Source organism: Mycolicibacterium anyangense, assembly GCF_010731855.1.
Taxonomy (GTDB): Bacteria; Actinomycetota; Actinomycetes; order Mycobacteriales; family Mycobacteriaceae; genus Mycobacterium; species Mycobacterium anyangense.
In genome coordinates, this window is record NZ_AP022620.1 from 230552 (window position 1) to 245665 (window position 15114).

Below are 15114 nucleotides of genomic sequence, written 5' to 3' on the forward strand. Positions count from 1 at the left end.
CCCTGGTCTGCTCCTCATGGATGACCGGTGTCGCGCTCTGCCGAGTCGACGCCCGTCGCGATTGGATTGGGTCCGGCGGTGTGATCTGGGACACCCCGTCCCAGAAACCTTACGCCTATAGGTTTAGTGCGTCAATCATCGGTCCCCGAGATGAACAGGGCAGCCTCGGGGCAAGCCGCCGCGCCGGCTCGGGCGAGTTCTTCGTCGCCCGGCGCCACGGTGTGCGCTTCGAGGGTGCAGTAACCCTCGTCGTCGATCGGGAACAGGTCCGGAGCCGCGGCGTGGCACAGTGCGTGGCCGTTGCACTTGGCTGATTCCAGGCTGATTCTCATGCCTTCTCTCCCTTGTTGACAGCGAATATAAACCTACAGAAATTAGGTTTCAAGCGGGGTTGACGACGGTGTCCGGATCCGGTGATGGCGAAGTGCTACAAAACTTATCGATGTAGGTAATAGAGTCGCTGGGTAACGGTCCGCGGGTCTGAATCAACGAGGTGGTGGCCATGACGGCGAGCATCGATACGCCAACCGGCATCAACGTGTACTGCCCCGGCGACGGGCGCCTGGTCGGCACGGTTACTGACATGGGCGCGGCGGCGATCGGCGACGTGTGTACACAGTTGCGCAGTGCTCAACCGGCCTGGGAGGAGATGGGGCCGGCCGGCCGCGCGACATGGCTGCTGCGGTGGCTGGACTGGCTGCTCGACAATGAACAGCGGCTGTTGGAGATGGTGCAGTCCGAGACCGGAAAGTCTTGGGCGGACGCATCGATGGAGATGGCGGTAGCCATCGATGTCATCAACTACTTCGCCAAGAACGCCGAAAAGTTCCTGGCCGACCGGGTGGTCAAACCCGCCGGTATCGCCAACTCCGTACGCCGGCTGAGGGTCCAGGTGCGGCCCTATCCACTTGTCGGTCTGATCACTCCATGGAACGGTCCACTCGGGGGCCCGATGATGGACGTCGTCGGAGCGCTCGTCGCCGGAGCAGCGGTCGTCTCCAAGCCGTCTGAGGTGACACCGCTGACGTGGGCCGAGGTGACGCGCGGCTGGCGGGATGAGGTCGAGGCGCCACCGGTTCTGGCGTGTGTCACCGGGGCAGCGGCTGCCGGCGCCGCGGTAGTCGACAACGCCGACATGGTCATGTTCACCGGATCGGTGCGCACCGGCCGGGCCATCGCGGTGCGCTGTGCCGAACGGCTGATCCCCTGCAGCCTCGAACTCGGCGGCAAGGATCCGATGATCGTGCTCGCCGACGCCGATCTGGAACGAGCATCGAGTGCCGCCGTCTGGGGGTCGATGACCAACGCCGGCCAGGCGTGTATCAGCGTGGAGCGGGTGTATGTCGAGGCGCCTGTCTATGACACATTCGTGTCGTTGGTGACGGAGAAGGCCGCCGGCCTGCGTCAAGGCATGGACGCTCCGGGCAGTTTCAGCTGCGACATCGGTGCCATGGTGACGGCGAGCCAGGCTGACATCGTGCAGCGCCAGGTCGATGACGCGGTGGCCAAAGGTGCACGACTGCTGTTGGGCGGCTCCATGAAGCCAGGTGGCAGATTCTTCGAACCCACGGTGCTGGTCGATGTCGATCACTCGATGGCGTGTATGCGTGAAGAGACGTTCGGCCCCACCGTGGCCATCATGGCGGTCAGAGACGAGGACGAGGCGATCGCCCTCGCCAACGACAGCGAGTATGGATTGAGTTCGAGTGTGTGGACCCGTGATCCACGCAAGGCGCAGCGATTGGCCCGCCGTATCGAGGCGGGATCGGTCTCGGTCAACAATGCTCTGGTTGCCACTTTCCAGCTCCCCATCCCGATGGGGGGTTGGAAGAACTCCGGCGTGGGCACCCGTTTCGGTGGAGCGCGCGGGGTGCTGAAGTACTGCCGCGAGCAGTCGGTGGTGGAGGAACGTTTCGCGCTGAAGTCCGAACCGCTGTGGTATCCGGTGGGGCCGGTCAAGTCTCGGCTGATCGCCAAAGCCGCCCGAATGCTGGGTGCGCACGACTGGCGACGTCGTCTGGGCCGGCCGGGACGATGACTCAGTTGCGGTCGTCCCGCACCTATACTGACCCGATGGCGCGGGCGGGCTTGGTGAGCTGATCATGGCGCGACCATCCAAGCCGCTGATCAGCCGCGCGGCAGCGGTTCAAGCCTCCATCGAGATCATCGACAGCCAGGGTTTGGACGCCTTCAGTTTGCCCCGGCTGGCCAAACACATGGGTGTTCAGGCGCCTTCGCTGTACCACCATTTCGCCGACAAGACCGAGATCCTCAACGCGATTGCGCGCTATATCGGCGGCAAGTCGGTCACCAAGCCGCGCCGCGCGCCGGGGGCGGACTGGCCGGAGTACTTCGTCACGCTGGGACTGAACTTCCGGCAGTCTGTTCTGCGGCACCGCAACGCCGCGCCGATCCTGGTCGAGTATCTCCCCCGGGAGACGCTGATCGGCAGCTTCGAGGACGCCGCCCAGTTCCTCAGCGACGCCGGAGTTCCGGTGGAGCTTCATGTCGAGATCCTCGACGGTATCGAGACGCTGTGCATCGGTGCGGTCCTGGTCGAGGCTGTGCGCGGGCCGAGGGGCCGGCAGGCCGCCTTCTCGGCTGCCGATCCGGTCGAGCATCCGCACCTCACCAAGGCGCTGGCGGCCAACGAGCTCAGCGCCAAGGAACTCTTCGCCGAGCGGATCCGCAGCTTCCTCTACGGAGTCGTGCACGGCTGAGGCGTTCATTCCAACGCGCCTGCCCGGCAACACCTCCGGGCATTGCTGTGTCGAAGTTTCAGGGCCGGACCACGAGGTCGAGGGCCACCAGGGCCACGAAGACGACGAGGACATAGCCCTCGAACACGGCTCGCAGCGCTATCGGCGCATCGCGTACGTCCATGAAGTGCAGGCCGATCAGGCGGACCTTGACCAGGGCGATCGCAATGATCGCGATCGCGGCGACGTCTGCGAAGCGGGCTCCTTGCTCGATGCCGACCGCGAACGAGCCGAAAGTCAACGCCAGCAGGACAACCCATACCAACGTCAGTCGGCGACTGGTTGTCATCATCACCTCACCAGGTAGAAGAGTGCGAACAGGACGACCCACAGCAGGTCGACCATGTGCCAGAAGATTCCGCCCGTTTCGCACAGCTGTACCTGCTTTGCCTCGAGCTCGGGCTTGCGCGTCAGGACAATCAATCGGCTCAAGATCACCAGACCGATGATGACGTGCACCAGGTGGATGCCGGTGAAGACGAAGTAGTAGGAGAAGAACTCGCCGCTACCGACACCCTTGCCCGCCCGGAACAGGGCCGTCCACTCGACGGCCTTGACGACGATGAAGCCGAGGCCACAGCACAACGCACCGGTGAAGAGTCTTGGTGCCTCGTCCTTTCGGCCGGCCAGCACCTGATGCACAGCGATGGCGACCAGGAGCGAACTGGTCAACAGAAGAACTGTGTTGACGGTGCCGAGGGCTAGGTGCAGCTCCGTGTGGGCGTGGGCGAAGGCCTCCGGGTTCTTGCCGCGCGAGAACATGAAGGTGCCGAAGAACAGCGCGAACACCGTCATGTCGCCCAGGACGAAGACCCAGATGCCCTCTTCGCCGGGAAGTCTGCGGGGGCTGTGATCGACTGTTGCGCTCTGGACGGTCATCAGACCCTTGCCAGCTGGGTGGGCTCGTCGGAGTCCGCCGGAACAGTGACCCACAACTGCCACGCCATCAGGAGGAACCAGGCGCCGAACAACGGTGCGACCATCCAAAAGGCCAGCAGCCCGTTCCACGCGAACACGCCGTCCTTGAACAAGACAACCAACCCTCCTGCGGCGAAGATGAAGGCGAACCACACGTTGACGTATCCTAGCCAGCGCGGCCACAGCGGCTGTGCGGCACCGAATATCGCGAACCCGATCACCAGGCACTGTAACGTCGCCGCCGGCCAGTTCATCACGAAGGGCAACCAGCCAAGGTCATTGAGAGCCTGGGTGATCTGCGGATCACGTTCGGGCCGATAAGAGGCGGCAGCAAAAGCGAACGTCGGCAAGACGATCGCCATCACGGCCATGCCCGTCGCAATCAGCTGGGTGTAGGCCATCGCAGAGTGTTTGGAGTTCTCCATTTGCCGAATTCGGATGGCGATCAGTGCCCCGAACGGTGCCTGCAACCCTGAGGCTGCCAGCATGACGACCAGACCCGTGCGCTTGAGCGCGGTATTCGTGGACCAGAACTGCGCGACTTGATCGGCCGTCTTCATCGGAGATATCGGCGGTAACAAGCCGGTCATGAGGATCGCAGGAAACAGCAGTAGCGCAAATGCCGCACCAGAGATCGCCATGGTGCGTTCAACGCCACGGGTCATGAGAACAGCCCTTCCATAATTTAATCGAGACTAGATTAGCGGCGCGGGTGGCTGGCGGAGGGGGCTTTCGTCGATCTGGCCGTGCGCACGGCTATGCAGGAAGTGTTGTCGGCAGCACGCCGAGGCGTTCCGCCGACAACACTTTCCCGCGTGTGTTGTCAGACGATCGGATCAGATGTCGGCCGGAAACGGGTCATTCTGTCCGCTGGAGTACGGATCGCTGACGAGCGCCGCTCGGCGGCGCTCACGCCGTAGCCGGTCGGCCAGTGCACCCAGCCGTCCGCCCTTGTCCTCGAGGCGGAACTGCTTGAGCATCGTACGAGCCGCGTTCTGGCCGGGCATGCCGCTGATTCCGGCGACCGGGTGGGTTCCTGAGCCGGTCAGGAACAACCCTTCCACCGGAGTGCGGTAGCCGGCAAAGCCAGCAACCGGCTTGTTCGGCCCGAACCTGCTGATGGTCGGATCCACGTGGTATACCGAGCCGTCGATGGCCCAGAAGCGTTCCTCGATGTCGGGCAGGACCAGCGGTCGGACTGCGACCTGCAGATCCTCGACACCCTTGTAGTACTCGTCGGCGTCCTTGATGATGCTGTCAGTGATCTTCTTGCGGGCCACGTCCCAACCCTCCTCAGGGAAGGATGGCGTGAGCCCGGTCCAGAACCACCAGAGATCCTTGCCGGGGGGCGACATCGAGGGATCGAAGGCGTTGGTCACCTGTGCCAGGCCTGGGATCGCGTCGGGCACCTGCCCGCGCACGCACGCCTCGGCGGCCGCTTTGGCCTGCTCGTAGGTGTGGTAGCAGTTGCAGGCCAGGCGCAGATCGATACCGTCACCGCGCCACTTCTCGTGCTTGGACATGTCCACCCGACCGGACAGTGCGACATTGACCTTCGCGTCGGCGATGCCGCGCTTGCGGGTCGGGATGTGGTCGGCGGCGACCTGCTCCTTGTGCTTGAGGATGCCGCGCGGTAGCAGCTTGGTCAGGGTGGTCTTCGGGCTGCATGCGGTCAGCACACCCCGTCTGGCGCGAATCTCGGCACCACCGCGGACTCGCACTCCGGTGCAACGGTTGTGCTCAACGATGAGCTCTTCGACAGGGGAGTTCGTGATGATGTCTCCACCGTTGTCCTTGATCACCGAGATGAGTGCCTTTGGGAGGGAACCGGTCCCGCCGTGGAACATGGCGACGCCGTACTTCGAGAGGACGCCCAGATAGATCAGCGACCAGCCGGAGAGATCGGCGTCGAACGGCATAAACGGCAGCGACGTGAGTAGGGGAGCCCGGATCATGTCGTGTTCGAAGCTCTCTTCGACGGCTTCGGTCTGCGAGCTTGCCATCCACCGCCCGATGGCGGTGAGTTGCTTGCGGTTCTTGGCAACACCCTTGGCGGCCTTGAGGATTGCGGAGATATCGGGTGTCACGACATTCGTCTGCATCATCGGCAGGCCGATCTCGACGGCCGCGTCGATGACTTCGTAGAGCTCGATGAGGGCGCGCGCGTCCTTCTTGGAGAAGTACTCCAACTCGGCCGCGGTCTTGCGCGGATCACGCCACAGGCCCAGTGAACTACCGTCAGCAGCCAGTTGGAAGTGTGCGGGGTCGATCACTGTCTGCCGCAGCCCATACCGGGTGGACAGCTCGAGGTCGTCGTTGATCGTCGTGGTGCGGAAGAGTGAGGCCTGGATGGACGCCTCGTTGATGGTGTATTCCGGGGCCTCCGGCGCGAACGAATTCGTCGAGGTCATACCGCCTGCAGTGGCGGCTGCTTCCACGACCAGGACGTTGAGCCCGGCCTTGGCCAGGTAGGCCGCTGCCACTAGGCCGTTGTGGCCGGATCCGACCACAACGACATCGGCTTCACGTGGGGTCTGGGCGTTTTCAGGCATGAATCATCCTCAGCAGGTAGTGCTCAAACGGGTTGTGGTGGAACACAACGCGATGAGCCGGAACGATCGTGCCCGCGTCCGGCTCATCGCGTTATGGGTTAGATCGACGCCGCGGGCTCGTGCTTGCGCGGTCCGGCGTGCAGGACGATCGACGGGCCGAGAACAAGGGCTTGTGCAGGATCCTCGGGGTCGACGGCGATCCCGTCACCCGGCTTGACGCCGCCCTCCTCGCACATCTTGCGCCACATGTCTTGGCGCGCTTTGCGGGTAGGGGTGAACTTGCCGTAGGCGAACACCCGCCAGAAGGTCCACCTGGGGGCGGGCTGGTCGTTGGGCACGCCGACGAGCCGGTGCAGGATGAACATCCAGCCGACCATCATGGCCATCATGAGGGCGGCGCCCGCCCAGCGCACCGGAGTGGGCAGGGTGGAGTTGTGGATCAGGATGTGCGGGAAGCCCACGCCGAAGTAGGCGACCATCATGCCGAACGGGGCCACCAGCAGCAGCAGAAGTTGTTGCGCACCTTTGAGTCTCGGAACGGCGAAGGCCAGGATCGCGCCGATGGTGACGAACGAGCCGCCATTGATGAAGCCCCACCAGTACGGGAAGTTCAGGAAGCTGAACGGTTGCACGCCGTAGTAGAGGTAGGTGCCGAGGTTGATACCGGCGGTTTCCATGATGGCGTCGGTGACGATTCCCATCCCGAGCAGCATCACAAAGTGACGGGCATGGGCGCCATTGCGGATCACGAAGTAGCAGAAGTACGCCTCGAGCCCGAGAAATGCCACGTAGCACGGCGGGATCAGCAGCGGCACAGTGATACCGAAGTTGGTGAAGGCGGGCATGAGGTTGTTGGCCCAGTGCAGATGGCCGAGCAGGTCGAGCATCGGCTCGAGCAGGCTGCAGATCAGACCGCTGGCTATCACGATCAGCGGGATGAAGTTACGGCTCTTCACCGCTGCCCTGATCGCCCAGGGCAGTGCAAGGACCATGACCAAGGCGCCGGCGATCAGGAAGAAGGCGATCTCGGCGCCCAGACTGACGCTGAAGTTGCCTGGGGCCGGTTGGATATTGGGCGGCCAGCCCTGGCCCTGAACCAGGGGCGACCACGTCGCGCTCAACATGGGACTCATCAGAGACCTCTCCTTGTGATGTCGTGCTTACAGCCCGCAGACCTGTGGTTTCTATGCGCCGGCCGGTACGCGCTGTTGCCAGCTGCTGTGTACCGGGTCACACTAACACCATGTCTAGACATTGTGTATACCTTGTTTGAAATTGGATTAGATTTGTCTCCGCGCTGCGCAGGGCGCGCCCGGAGCGACGGTAAGGTGACTCAGATGACGGAGCCCACGCGTCGGCCACGATCGGTGGATCTCAACGGAGTCCCTGCGGTCGATGCCATGTATGCCGCGACAGCTCGGCTGATGGAGCGCGAAGCGTTCGCCGATATCAGCGTGGCGCACATCCTGACCGAGGCGAACGTTTCCCGGGCAACGTTCTACTTCTACTTCTCGTCGAAGTTCTCCGTGCTGTCCGGTCTCTTGGAATCGGCGATGGAAGACATCTTCGAGACGGTGCAGCCTTTCCTGGAGCGTTCGCCGGCCGATCGCCCGCCGATCGCATTGGAACGCAGTATCCGTGCAGTGACCCAGGCCTGGCATCGGCACCGCGCGGTGCTGCAGGCCGCCAATCAGCACTGGCACAGCGAACCGTCGCTGCGCGCCCTCTGGTTGGCCGTGGTGGAGCGGTTCGTCGCCGCCGGCGCCATCGAGATCGATCGCGAACGGGAGGCCGGCCTCATCACCTCCGATCTGCCGAGCCGGACCTTGGCTGCCACTCTGTTCTGGAGTACCGAACGGGTGCTGCACATCGCCGGTATGGGCGTCGATCCTGAGCTCACCGACGAGGAGTCGATGGTCGCCCCCCTGGTGACCATGTGGAACGGCACGCTTTACGGCAAGTGAGCGTTCGAGTTTTCACGTTGTGCAGCGAAAGTTCGAGTGCCACGCCACGAAACGTGAAACTCGAATGTCAGCGGTGCGCGGCGCTCGCCATCGCCAGCGATGTCATCACGAAGCGCTCGATCATCACCCGCTCCTCCTCTTGAGGTATGTTGCGGCGCAGGATGATCGACGCGTAGACAGTGTGCAACCAATCGGCGAGATCGCGATTGGATAGATCGTCGCGGAGCAGGTGCCGGGTGCGGCCGATGTCGAGCCAGGGCTGCCAGAAGCGCACGGCCCGCTCCACCAGTTCGGGCTCCCACAGCGCCTCATGTGCGGTCACCGGGCTACCTTCGCCGAGCAGCGCGGACAACTCCGGGTCGTTGCGTAGCGTTTCGATGATCCGGACGGACAGTTCGACGAACGACTCGGTGAAGCCGGCATCCGGAACCGTCGCGTCCGGTGCAGCGGAATCGGCGATCTCCACGATCCGCTCGATGATGGCGGCCAGTACCAATTCGCGACGGTCGAAGAACACCTTGTACACCATCTGTCGGCTGTAGCCGGCACCGTTGGCGACGTCGGCCATGGTCACCGACCGTACGCCCTTGGTGCGGAACAGTTCTCGCGCGGCCGCCACGATGCGACGGCGTGCAGCAGACCGTGGTTCCGGTGTCATATCGGCGACCTGCCGGAGCGACGGGTGACGGTTGACATAGATCCAGTCATAGCGTCATCATAGCCGCCGTGGTTACAAAGTGGCCATTTTGTCAACCAAGGAGGTCGTCCATGTCCTTGACCCCTGGTCCCGGTGGGATCGTCGTCGAAGCGCGCTCGGGGTCCGACCTGCCTCCCCTTGGGCGCCAGGGCCCGGCGACCTTCCTGGCCCTCGTCGGCGTCGTGTGGTTCGCCATCTGCGTGGAAGTCATTGTGCGATGGGTGACGTCGGGTGAACAGTTCACGCCGGCGCCGAGGGTGGGTCCCGATGTCATGGAGGATTGGCGGCTGATTGCCCTGCGGGTCTTCGAGGCGGTCAGTCTGGCAGTCATGGCGGCGTTCATCTGGTACTGCGTGGTCAAGCCGTTACGCGAGACCGGCACCTTGAGTCTGGACGGCAAGTTCGTCATCGGCGGCGTCGTCTGCTTTGTGGCCGATGCCTTCCTCAACGTCCAGCAGTATCTGTTCGCGTGGAACAGTGCGAACGTCAATCGCGGTGTCTGGGTGCGATTTCTGCCGTTCCACAACCCGGACGCGCCTAGTCGCTATGCGGAGTCGTTGATCTGGGGCCCGCCCATGTACATCTATTTCTGCGCCGGCGTGGCGATCGTGGCCTGCCACGAGGCAAAGCGCGTGCGGCGTCGGTGGCCGGCTCTGTCCAAGTTTCGACTATTTGTTTGTGTTTTCATATTCGAATTCATCTTCGATTTTGTTGTCGAGAACGTCGTGATCCGGACTACTCACGCCTACGCCTTCGCGAAGACCTATGAGCCGCTTACGCTATGGGCCGGTCAGGTGCATCAGTTCCCGATCTACGAGTCGGTTCTGGTGGCATTCGTCGGTTGTGTCTTCACCTGGGCCCGAATGGAGGCCGGGGAACGACCGCCGGGAGAGTCGCCGATCGAATTCGGCGCCGATCGCTGGCGACCGTCACTGCGTCCCCACGTGCGCAACTTCGCGGTCTTGGGATTCTGCATGGTGACTCTCGTGTTCGGGTATCACCTGCCGTTCAACTGGCTCGGTCTCATCGGCACCTCGCACGCCCACCTGCCCAGCTACCTGCTGCCCGGTTGATCGGAGAATGTGATGGCGCCCGTAACGACCGTCGGGATCGATACGCCGGTGTGGCCGACTGGTCAATTGATCGCCACTGCCCTGACTTTCGGGCTGGCGATCCTCGTCCTGATTTCGGTAGGGCGCCTGTGCCGTCGTGAAAAGCTCGTCTGGCCGCTGGTCGTACTGATCAGCGGAACGCTGACCTGCCTGATGGAGCCGCTTTTCGACCACCTGTACGGGCTGTGGTTCAGAGAAGCCGGGCAGTGGCATCTCTACACAACTTTTGGCAGTCACCAACCTGTCTGGGTGCCCGCGGCGTACCTGACTTTCTACGGCGGCGCGACCGTCTACATCGCCCGTGCCATCGCCAAGAACCCGGCGATGCGCACGGTGTGGACGATGTACGGGTTCATCGTGGTGATGGCGATCGCTGCGGAGATCACCTACATCGCCGTGCTGAAAGTCTACGAATACCAGGACAGTCAGCCATTCGTCGTGCTTGGCTACCCGCTCTTCCTGGGCTTCACCAATGCGATGTCGGCGTTGGTCAGCGGTATCGTGATCTATCGTCTTGCGCCCATGCTGAGCGGATTCGCCCTTCTTTGCCTGATACCGGTGGTGCCGATGGCCTTCGCGGCCGGGTTGTTCGGATCCGGGATCCTGTACCTGTCTGTGCGCCATTCGGTGGATCACCCGTCGATGGTCCTCGTCCACCTCGCGGCCCTCACGGTGGTCGGAGGCATCGCCAGTACCGTCGGACTGTTGGGCCGGCTTCTTGTCGCGCCGAAGCTGGACTGTGAGCCCAGTCAGAGATGATGGAGCCCTCGACCGAGGCTGCCGCGATCAGGCGGTTGGCGGGGTACTGCGCTTGCGGCGTGCGGGCTTGGTCGGCGTCGCCGCAATGCCGCTGCGCACCAGTGCCTGCGCACTGGTGACCATGGTGTCCAACGTGCCGCGTTTGGGATCCCACCACTCCGCGGCCCAGTTCAAGGCGCCCAGCACCAACCCTTGCACGATTCGCGGGTCAAGGTCGTCACGGATCTCACCCTCGGTTGCCGCATCGTCGAACAGCCGCTGCCACATCCGGCTGTACGCGGCGCTCTCCTTACGCTCGCGGGTGCGCAGGTGCTCGGGGATCTGGCCGGAATTGCGGATCGAGGCGGTCGCGTAGTCGGAGAGCTCGAGTTCATGACGCAGATGCGCCTCCACGGCGACCAGGATTCGGTCCAGCGGTGCGGTTCCGTCGGGTAGCGCGTCCAGCGTCTCCTGCAGGTACTGCCGCATCTCGCTGATCCCGCAGTACATCACCTCTTCGATGAGGCTCTCGCGGGAAGGGAAGTAGTAATAGATGGCCGGGGCCTGCAACTCGGCGTACTGGGCCACATCGTTGAGTCGGGTGCCGGCGAAGCCCTTGACGCTCAGTACGTGCGCCGCTGCGTCCAGAATCCGCTGACGGGTTCGCTGCGACTTGGATTCGGGCTCGGCTTCCGACCGGGCGGCGCCCCGGGGTTTTTTAGCCATATTTCAATTGTATGGCTACCGTTTATCCCACGAGAGACGCTGCCCGGTTTCGGGGCACGTGTCCCGGCCTTGACGCGGTCGGTATCGCCTGGCGGCCGGCGTGGCGCAGCGGGGCTGCTATCCGCAAAGCGAAGTCCGCGACCATCGATTTCGGTTGGGCTGCAGCATGATTGCCGACAAAAACCCAGGCGGTGACTCGCTCCTGGCGCACTAGCGTCGTGAGGTGCGCGAACCGAAGGTGCCGGGTGCGCAGGTGCCCCCGGGCAGTCCGTCGCCGAAGCCGGCGCTCGCTGATAATTGTCGATCTGACAACTGACAATAAAGGACTATTGTAAAATTGACGCGAGGGGTCGGACATCATTGTGTCGAGCCCTTCAGTGAACAGGAGATGAGATGGCTCGCCGACGGGGCGGCACTGGGCTCAGTGCGGATGCCGACGAGGCGCGCCAGCAGATCCTCGGCGCTGCTGAAGAGGTGATTCTGCGATACGGCGTCGACAAGACCACGATGGACGACATCGCCAAGGCGGTGGGAATTTCACGCCCTACCGTGTATCGCTATTTCGTTGACCGCGACTCACTGTTGAGCGCGCTCATCGAGCGTCGATCGCGAATGCTGTTCGAACGCGCTCGTAGCTTTATTGGCAGCCATGAGACATTTGCCGAGCAACTCGTCGAGGGGTTGATCTATCTTGTCGATCACGGCCGCAAGGATCCGATCGTCCGAATCCTGGTCAGTCCGGAACGGATGGAATTGGCCAACACGCTGGTGGGTGGCGCCGGGCTCGCGTCCGCACTGACCGGTGAGATGTGGGCACCGATCCTGGAGAAGGCAGTTGAGCGGGGCGAGATTCGTGCAGACCTCGAGATGGCTGATGTAGCGGAGTGGTTGGCCCTCGTCCAGTTGATCCTCGTCGGTCGTCTCGATTTCGTCCGATCCGACGACCCCGGGCACCGCGCCATGCTGCGGTCGTTCGTGCTACCGGCCTTCCTGCCCGCCGGAGTCAGCGCTCCTGCGGGGCCGTGACTGACTGGCCGCGGAGTGGCTCTCAGCCGCCGGCCTAACCCGACGGCGTCAACATCGTCTGCCACGTCTTGTGCTCCGGGGCGTCCTGTCCGAGATCGCTCTGGACGTAGGTCTTGCCATCAGGACCCACATAAGACCCGGTCGCCGGATCGTACGGTACGGCGGCCATGGGCTGCGGGGCCGCCGGCGTCGTAGCTGTGTCGGGCGTGGTCCCGATGTGCGGCTGGGGAATCGGCTGTCCCGACAATGTCGCATTCGGGTCGCCCTTCCAGTTGTCGCCGTCGTTGAGTGGCACGTACTGCTCGTCGCTCTCGCACATCTTCGCTGTGGGAGCGCGCTTTCCGGGCTTGGTCGGGCACGGGGTGTTCTTCACACCGCGGACGCCGAATGTCGCGTCCTGTGATGTCCGGCAGTACAAGTCACCCGCGGGACGCGCGGGAAAGTCGAGCTGGTCCGGTGTGCGCTGCTGCTGGGTGGGCAGATATCCCGTGGTGCAGGCCGGTGGCACGTTGATATTGAGATTGAAGCTCAGGTAGAGGCCGCGCAGCTTCTGCTCGGTGTTGAGGTTCGGCACGGCGAGCGCAGCTTCGACGGCCAGGCTCTGCGGAACCAGAACCAGGAGCTGTTCCACACTCGCGTTGTACGTCACGGCGACGTCGGCGATCCCGGCGAGATTGGCCAGGATTGTCGGCAGGGTGGGGTTGAGCTTGTCGAACAGCTGCTGTGCCGCAGTGGCAGCTGGACCGGCGTTGTCGATCAGGCCGGCCACGGCGCTGTCTTGGGTCTTGAGCTGGGTGGTGATGTCGGCGAGCTGGGCGGCCCACGCGTCGATGGCCGGGGCGGTGTCGGATTGACTGTCCAGAACCGGCTTCGCCCCGTCGATCAGCGAGGTGATCGAGTCGAGGTTCTGGTGAGCATCGATGGCCAGGGCTGTCGACCCTTTGACGATCCGGGACAGCTCGGGTCCCAAACCGCCTACCGCCGTGTAACTCTCGTTGACCACGGTGTTCAGCGCGTCGCCGGGGATGGCTTCCAGTCCGGTATTCGCCGAGTCGAGCAGGCTGTTGATGTCGGGCGGAACCGAGGTGTCCGCCATCGGTATCACGTCACCGTCTTTCAGGGGAGCGCCATTGGGGCTGCGCGGGATGAGCGCGACGTACTGCTCGCCGACCGCCGAGACGCTGTGTACCTCGGCCTTGACATCAGAGGGAATGTCGATCCCCGACTTCAGCGACAATGTGGCCGCCACGCCCTTGGGGGTGACTTTCACAGTGTCGATGCGGCCGACCTCGACACCGCGATAGGTCACATTGCCACTGGCGTAGAGCCCGCCGGATCGGGGCAGTTCCACAGTGACGGTGTAGCGGCCGACCCCGAACAGCAGCACCGGGAGTCTGATGTAGCCGAACACCATGATCAGTGCGGCGATCAGGCTGACGAAACTGAAGACGGCAAGCTGGATCTTGATGCCTCTGGACAGGTGCATCTACGGTCCTTGGTCGAGGTGGTAGGGAACTATCAGGGGGTTGGCGGCGGTGTACGGACTTGGCATCTGTCCGATGGTTCGCCCCCACTGCATTTCGAGCTCGGTGAGGTTGCCCTCCCAGCGGGTGCCGGTGAAGAGCGACGCGTCGATCCGACTCAGCGTCAGGTCGATGATGGCGGTCAGGTTCGCGTAGTCGCCGCGGAACCACTTGAGCAGGTTCTCTTTCGGCCACGGGTAGGTGGCCAGTAGACCCAGCGACTGGGTCATGTCGGGTCCCGCGTCCGCCAGCGATTTGAGCACGGGCGCGATGTTGCGCAGGTTAGCCACCAAGCTGTCCCGGGTCTGATGGCTCAGGTCGGCTGCTATGGCACTGAACTTGCCGAATGTGTCGACCGCCTCGATCAGCTTGTCACGCTGCCTGCTCAGTTCGGCGATCGCATTCGGAATGGTCTTGAGTGCTGTGTCGAGCACCGGCTTCTGGTCCGCGATCTGCCCGACCAGACTGTTGAGACTGGTGTTGGCCTCGATGATGTCGGTGGATTGGTCGTTGAGCTTGCCGATGAAGATGTTGAGCTGGTCGATGAAGCTGCGAAGATCGGCTTCTCGACCGGTGAAGGCGGTGGCGAATGCCTTGGTGATGTCCTGGAGTTGACCGATGCCGCCACCGTTCAACAGCAGCGACAGCGACCCCAGGGTTTGTTCCGTGGTGGGATAGGCGCCTGATGCGGACAGCGGTATCAGCGATCCCTGGTGCAGGTGTCCGCGGGGCGGTTGATCGGTCGGCGCCGCGAGCTCGACGTGCAGGGTGCCCAGCAAGCTCGTCATACCGACCTTGGCGGTGGCGTTCTCCGGCAGGTCGACGTCACCGTTGAGCCGCATGGTGACCAGGGCGTGCCAGCCTTGCCGCTCGATGTCGGTGATATGCCCGACGGTGACGTCGCCGACCCGAACACGTTGGTTGCGTTGGATATTGGTGACGTCGGGCATCTGGGCCCGCACCTCGAACGAGCCGGGGCCGTTCCCTTCCGTGCCGGGCAGCGGTAGTGAGTTGGCGCCCTCCCAGTGCGCGCAGCCGGATGTGGTGCCGGCCAGCGCCGCGATCACGACGGTGCCGACCATGGTGACGATGGTGCGCT

At 63.4% G+C, this 15114-nt stretch carries 16 protein-coding genes; 6 read left to right on the forward strand and 10 right to left on the reverse strand.

Going from position 1 to position 15114, the window contains the following annotated elements; genetic code table 11:
* Positions 1 to 131 precede the first annotated feature (131 nt).
* Entirely contained in the window at positions 132 to 332 is a 201-nt protein-coding gene (locus G6N35_RS01040; protein ID WP_163802445.1) for a ferredoxin, read from the reverse strand.
* A gap of 170 nt (positions 333 to 502) precedes the next feature.
* On the opposite strand from G6N35_RS01040, the gene G6N35_RS01045 reads away from it, so the two are divergent.
* Together G6N35_RS01045 and G6N35_RS01050 are read left to right on the forward strand one after the other, a co-directional pair.
* On the forward strand, positions 503 to 2038 hold the full coding sequence (locus G6N35_RS01045; protein WP_163802447.1) for an aldehyde dehydrogenase family protein: 1536 nt from the start codon (positions 503 to 505) through the stop codon (positions 2036 to 2038).
* 64 nt (positions 2039 to 2102) lie between these two features.
* Complete coding sequence (locus G6N35_RS01050) at positions 2103 to 2720, forward strand: TetR family transcriptional regulator (RefSeq protein ID WP_163802449.1); 618 nt, start codon at positions 2103 to 2105, stop codon at positions 2718 to 2720.
* Between the two features lie 58 nt (positions 2721 to 2778).
* Here G6N35_RS01050 and G6N35_RS01055 read toward each other — a convergent pair whose 3' ends face one another.
* From G6N35_RS01055 to G6N35_RS01075, 5 genes are all read right to left on the reverse strand, one after another.
* Positions 2779 to 3051, reverse strand: coding sequence for a cytochrome C oxidase subunit IV family protein (locus G6N35_RS01055; protein ID WP_246224161.1), 273 nt, complete (start codon positions 3049 to 3051; stop codon positions 2779 to 2781).
* Positions 3051 to 3638 carry a cytochrome c oxidase subunit 3 gene (locus G6N35_RS01060; protein ID WP_163802453.1) on the reverse strand — a complete coding sequence of 196 codons (588 nt, stop codon included), beginning with the start codon at positions 3636 to 3638 and terminating at the stop codon, positions 3051 to 3053. Before G6N35_RS01060 ends, G6N35_RS01055 begins: the two co-directional genes overlap by 1 nt.
* On the reverse strand, positions 3638 to 4342 hold the full coding sequence (locus G6N35_RS01065) for a hypothetical protein (protein ID WP_163802455.1): 705 nt from the start codon (positions 4340 to 4342) through the stop codon (positions 3638 to 3640). Before G6N35_RS01065 ends, G6N35_RS01060 begins: the two co-directional genes overlap by 1 nt.
* 171 nt (positions 4343 to 4513) lie before the next feature.
* The gene (locus G6N35_RS01070) at positions 4514 to 6229 is read right to left on the reverse strand and encodes a phytoene desaturase family protein (protein ID WP_163802457.1); all 1716 of its coding nucleotides are present in this window, start codon (positions 6227 to 6229) and stop codon (positions 4514 to 4516) included.
* A gap of 98 nt (positions 6230 to 6327) precedes the next feature.
* On the reverse strand, positions 6328 to 7353 hold the full coding sequence (locus tag G6N35_RS01075) for a hypothetical protein (RefSeq protein ID WP_407664593.1): 1026 nt from the start codon (positions 7351 to 7353) through the stop codon (positions 6328 to 6330).
* A gap of 213 nt (positions 7354 to 7566) precedes the next feature.
* On the opposite strand from G6N35_RS01075, the gene G6N35_RS01080 reads away from it, so the two are divergent.
* Complete coding sequence (locus G6N35_RS01080; RefSeq protein ID WP_163802461.1) at positions 7567 to 8193, forward strand: TetR/AcrR family transcriptional regulator; 627 nt, start codon at positions 7567 to 7569, stop codon at positions 8191 to 8193.
* Positions 8194 to 8260: 67 nt separating this feature from the next.
* Here the strand turns inward: G6N35_RS01080 and G6N35_RS01085 are convergent, their stop codons facing one another.
* Entirely contained in the window at positions 8261 to 8851 is a 591-nt protein-coding gene (locus G6N35_RS01085; RefSeq protein WP_163802463.1) for a TetR/AcrR family transcriptional regulator, read from the reverse strand.
* Positions 8852 to 9072: 221 nt separating this feature from the next.
* Between G6N35_RS01085 and G6N35_RS01090 the strand changes: the two genes are divergently transcribed.
* Together G6N35_RS01090 and G6N35_RS01095 are read left to right on the forward strand one after the other, a co-directional pair.
* A complete protein-coding gene (locus tag G6N35_RS01090; protein ID WP_246224162.1) occupies positions 9073 to 9963 on the forward strand; it encodes a spirocyclase AveC family protein in 891 nt (296 codons plus the stop codon).
* Positions 9964 to 9975: 12 nt separating this feature from the next.
* A complete protein-coding gene (locus tag G6N35_RS01095; RefSeq protein WP_163802465.1) occupies positions 9976 to 10761 on the forward strand; it encodes a hypothetical protein in 786 nt (261 codons plus the stop codon).
* Positions 10762 to 10788: 27 nt separating this feature from the next.
* Here G6N35_RS01095 and G6N35_RS01100 read toward each other — a convergent pair whose 3' ends face one another.
* Positions 10789 to 11466, reverse strand: a complete 678-nt coding sequence (locus G6N35_RS01100; protein ID WP_163802467.1) for a TetR/AcrR family transcriptional regulator — start codon at positions 11464 to 11466, stop codon at positions 10789 to 10791.
* Positions 11467 to 11859: 393 nt separating this feature from the next.
* Here G6N35_RS01100 and G6N35_RS01105 point away from each other — a divergent pair, with 393 nt between their 5' ends.
* A complete protein-coding gene (locus G6N35_RS01105; protein WP_163802469.1) occupies positions 11860 to 12492 on the forward strand; it encodes a TetR/AcrR family transcriptional regulator in 633 nt (210 codons plus the stop codon).
* A gap of 34 nt (positions 12493 to 12526) precedes the next feature.
* Here G6N35_RS01105 and G6N35_RS01110 read toward each other — a convergent pair whose 3' ends face one another.
* Positions 12527 to 13978, reverse strand: coding sequence for an MCE family protein (locus tag G6N35_RS01110; protein ID WP_163802471.1), 1452 nt, complete (start codon positions 13976 to 13978; stop codon positions 12527 to 12529).
* Positions 13979 to 15097 (reverse strand): MCE family protein, encoded by a 1119-nt coding sequence (locus tag G6N35_RS01115; RefSeq protein WP_163807392.1) that lies wholly within the window; start codon positions 15095 to 15097, stop codon positions 13979 to 13981. It lies immediately after the preceding gene.
* Positions 15098 to 15114: the final 17 nt, after the last annotated feature.

Coding starts and splice junctions, on each gene's coding strand:
- G6N35_RS01040 (WP_163802445.1), bottom strand. CDS start 332: ATGAGAATCAGCCTGGAATCAGCCAAGTGCAACGGCCACGCACTGTGC.
- G6N35_RS01045 (WP_163802447.1), top strand. CDS start 503: ATGACGGCGAGCATCGATACGCCAACCGGCATCAACGTGTACTGCCCC.
- G6N35_RS01050 (WP_163802449.1), top strand. CDS start 2,103: ATGGCGCGACCATCCAAGCCGCTGATCAGCCGCGCGGCAGCGGTTCAA.
- G6N35_RS01055 (WP_246224161.1), bottom strand. CDS start 3,051: ATGATGACAACCAGTCGCCGACTGACGTTGGTATGGGTTGTCCTGCTG.
- G6N35_RS01060 (WP_163802453.1), bottom strand. CDS start 3,638: ATGACCGTCCAGAGCGCAACAGTCGATCACAGCCCCCGCAGACTTCCC.
- G6N35_RS01065 (WP_163802455.1), bottom strand. CDS start 4,342: ATGACCCGTGGCGTTGAACGCACCATGGCGATCTCTGGTGCGGCATTT.
- G6N35_RS01070 (WP_163802457.1), bottom strand. CDS start 6,229: ATGCCTGAAAACGCCCAGACCCCACGTGAAGCCGATGTCGTTGTGGTC.
- G6N35_RS01075 (WP_407664593.1), bottom strand. CDS start 7,353: ATGTTGAGCGCGACGTGGTCGCCCCTGGTTCAGGGCCAGGGCTGGCCG.
- G6N35_RS01080 (WP_163802461.1), top strand. CDS start 7,567: ATGACGGAGCCCACGCGTCGGCCACGATCGGTGGATCTCAACGGAGTC.
- G6N35_RS01085 (WP_163802463.1), bottom strand. CDS start 8,851: ATGACACCGGAACCACGGTCTGCTGCACGCCGTCGCATCGTGGCGGCC.
- G6N35_RS01095 (WP_163802465.1), top strand. CDS start 9,976: ATGGCGCCCGTAACGACCGTCGGGATCGATACGCCGGTGTGGCCGACT.
- G6N35_RS01100 (WP_163802467.1), bottom strand. CDS start 11,466: ATGGCTAAAAAACCCCGGGGCGCCGCCCGGTCGGAAGCCGAGCCCGAA.
- G6N35_RS01105 (WP_163802469.1), top strand. CDS start 11,860: ATGGCTCGCCGACGGGGCGGCACTGGGCTCAGTGCGGATGCCGACGAG.
- G6N35_RS01110 (WP_163802471.1), bottom strand. CDS start 13,978: ATGCACCTGTCCAGAGGCATCAAGATCCAGCTTGCCGTCTTCAGTTTC.
- G6N35_RS01115 (WP_163807392.1), bottom strand. CDS start 15,097: ATGGTCGGCACCGTCGTGATCGCGGCGCTGGCCGGCACCACATCCGGC.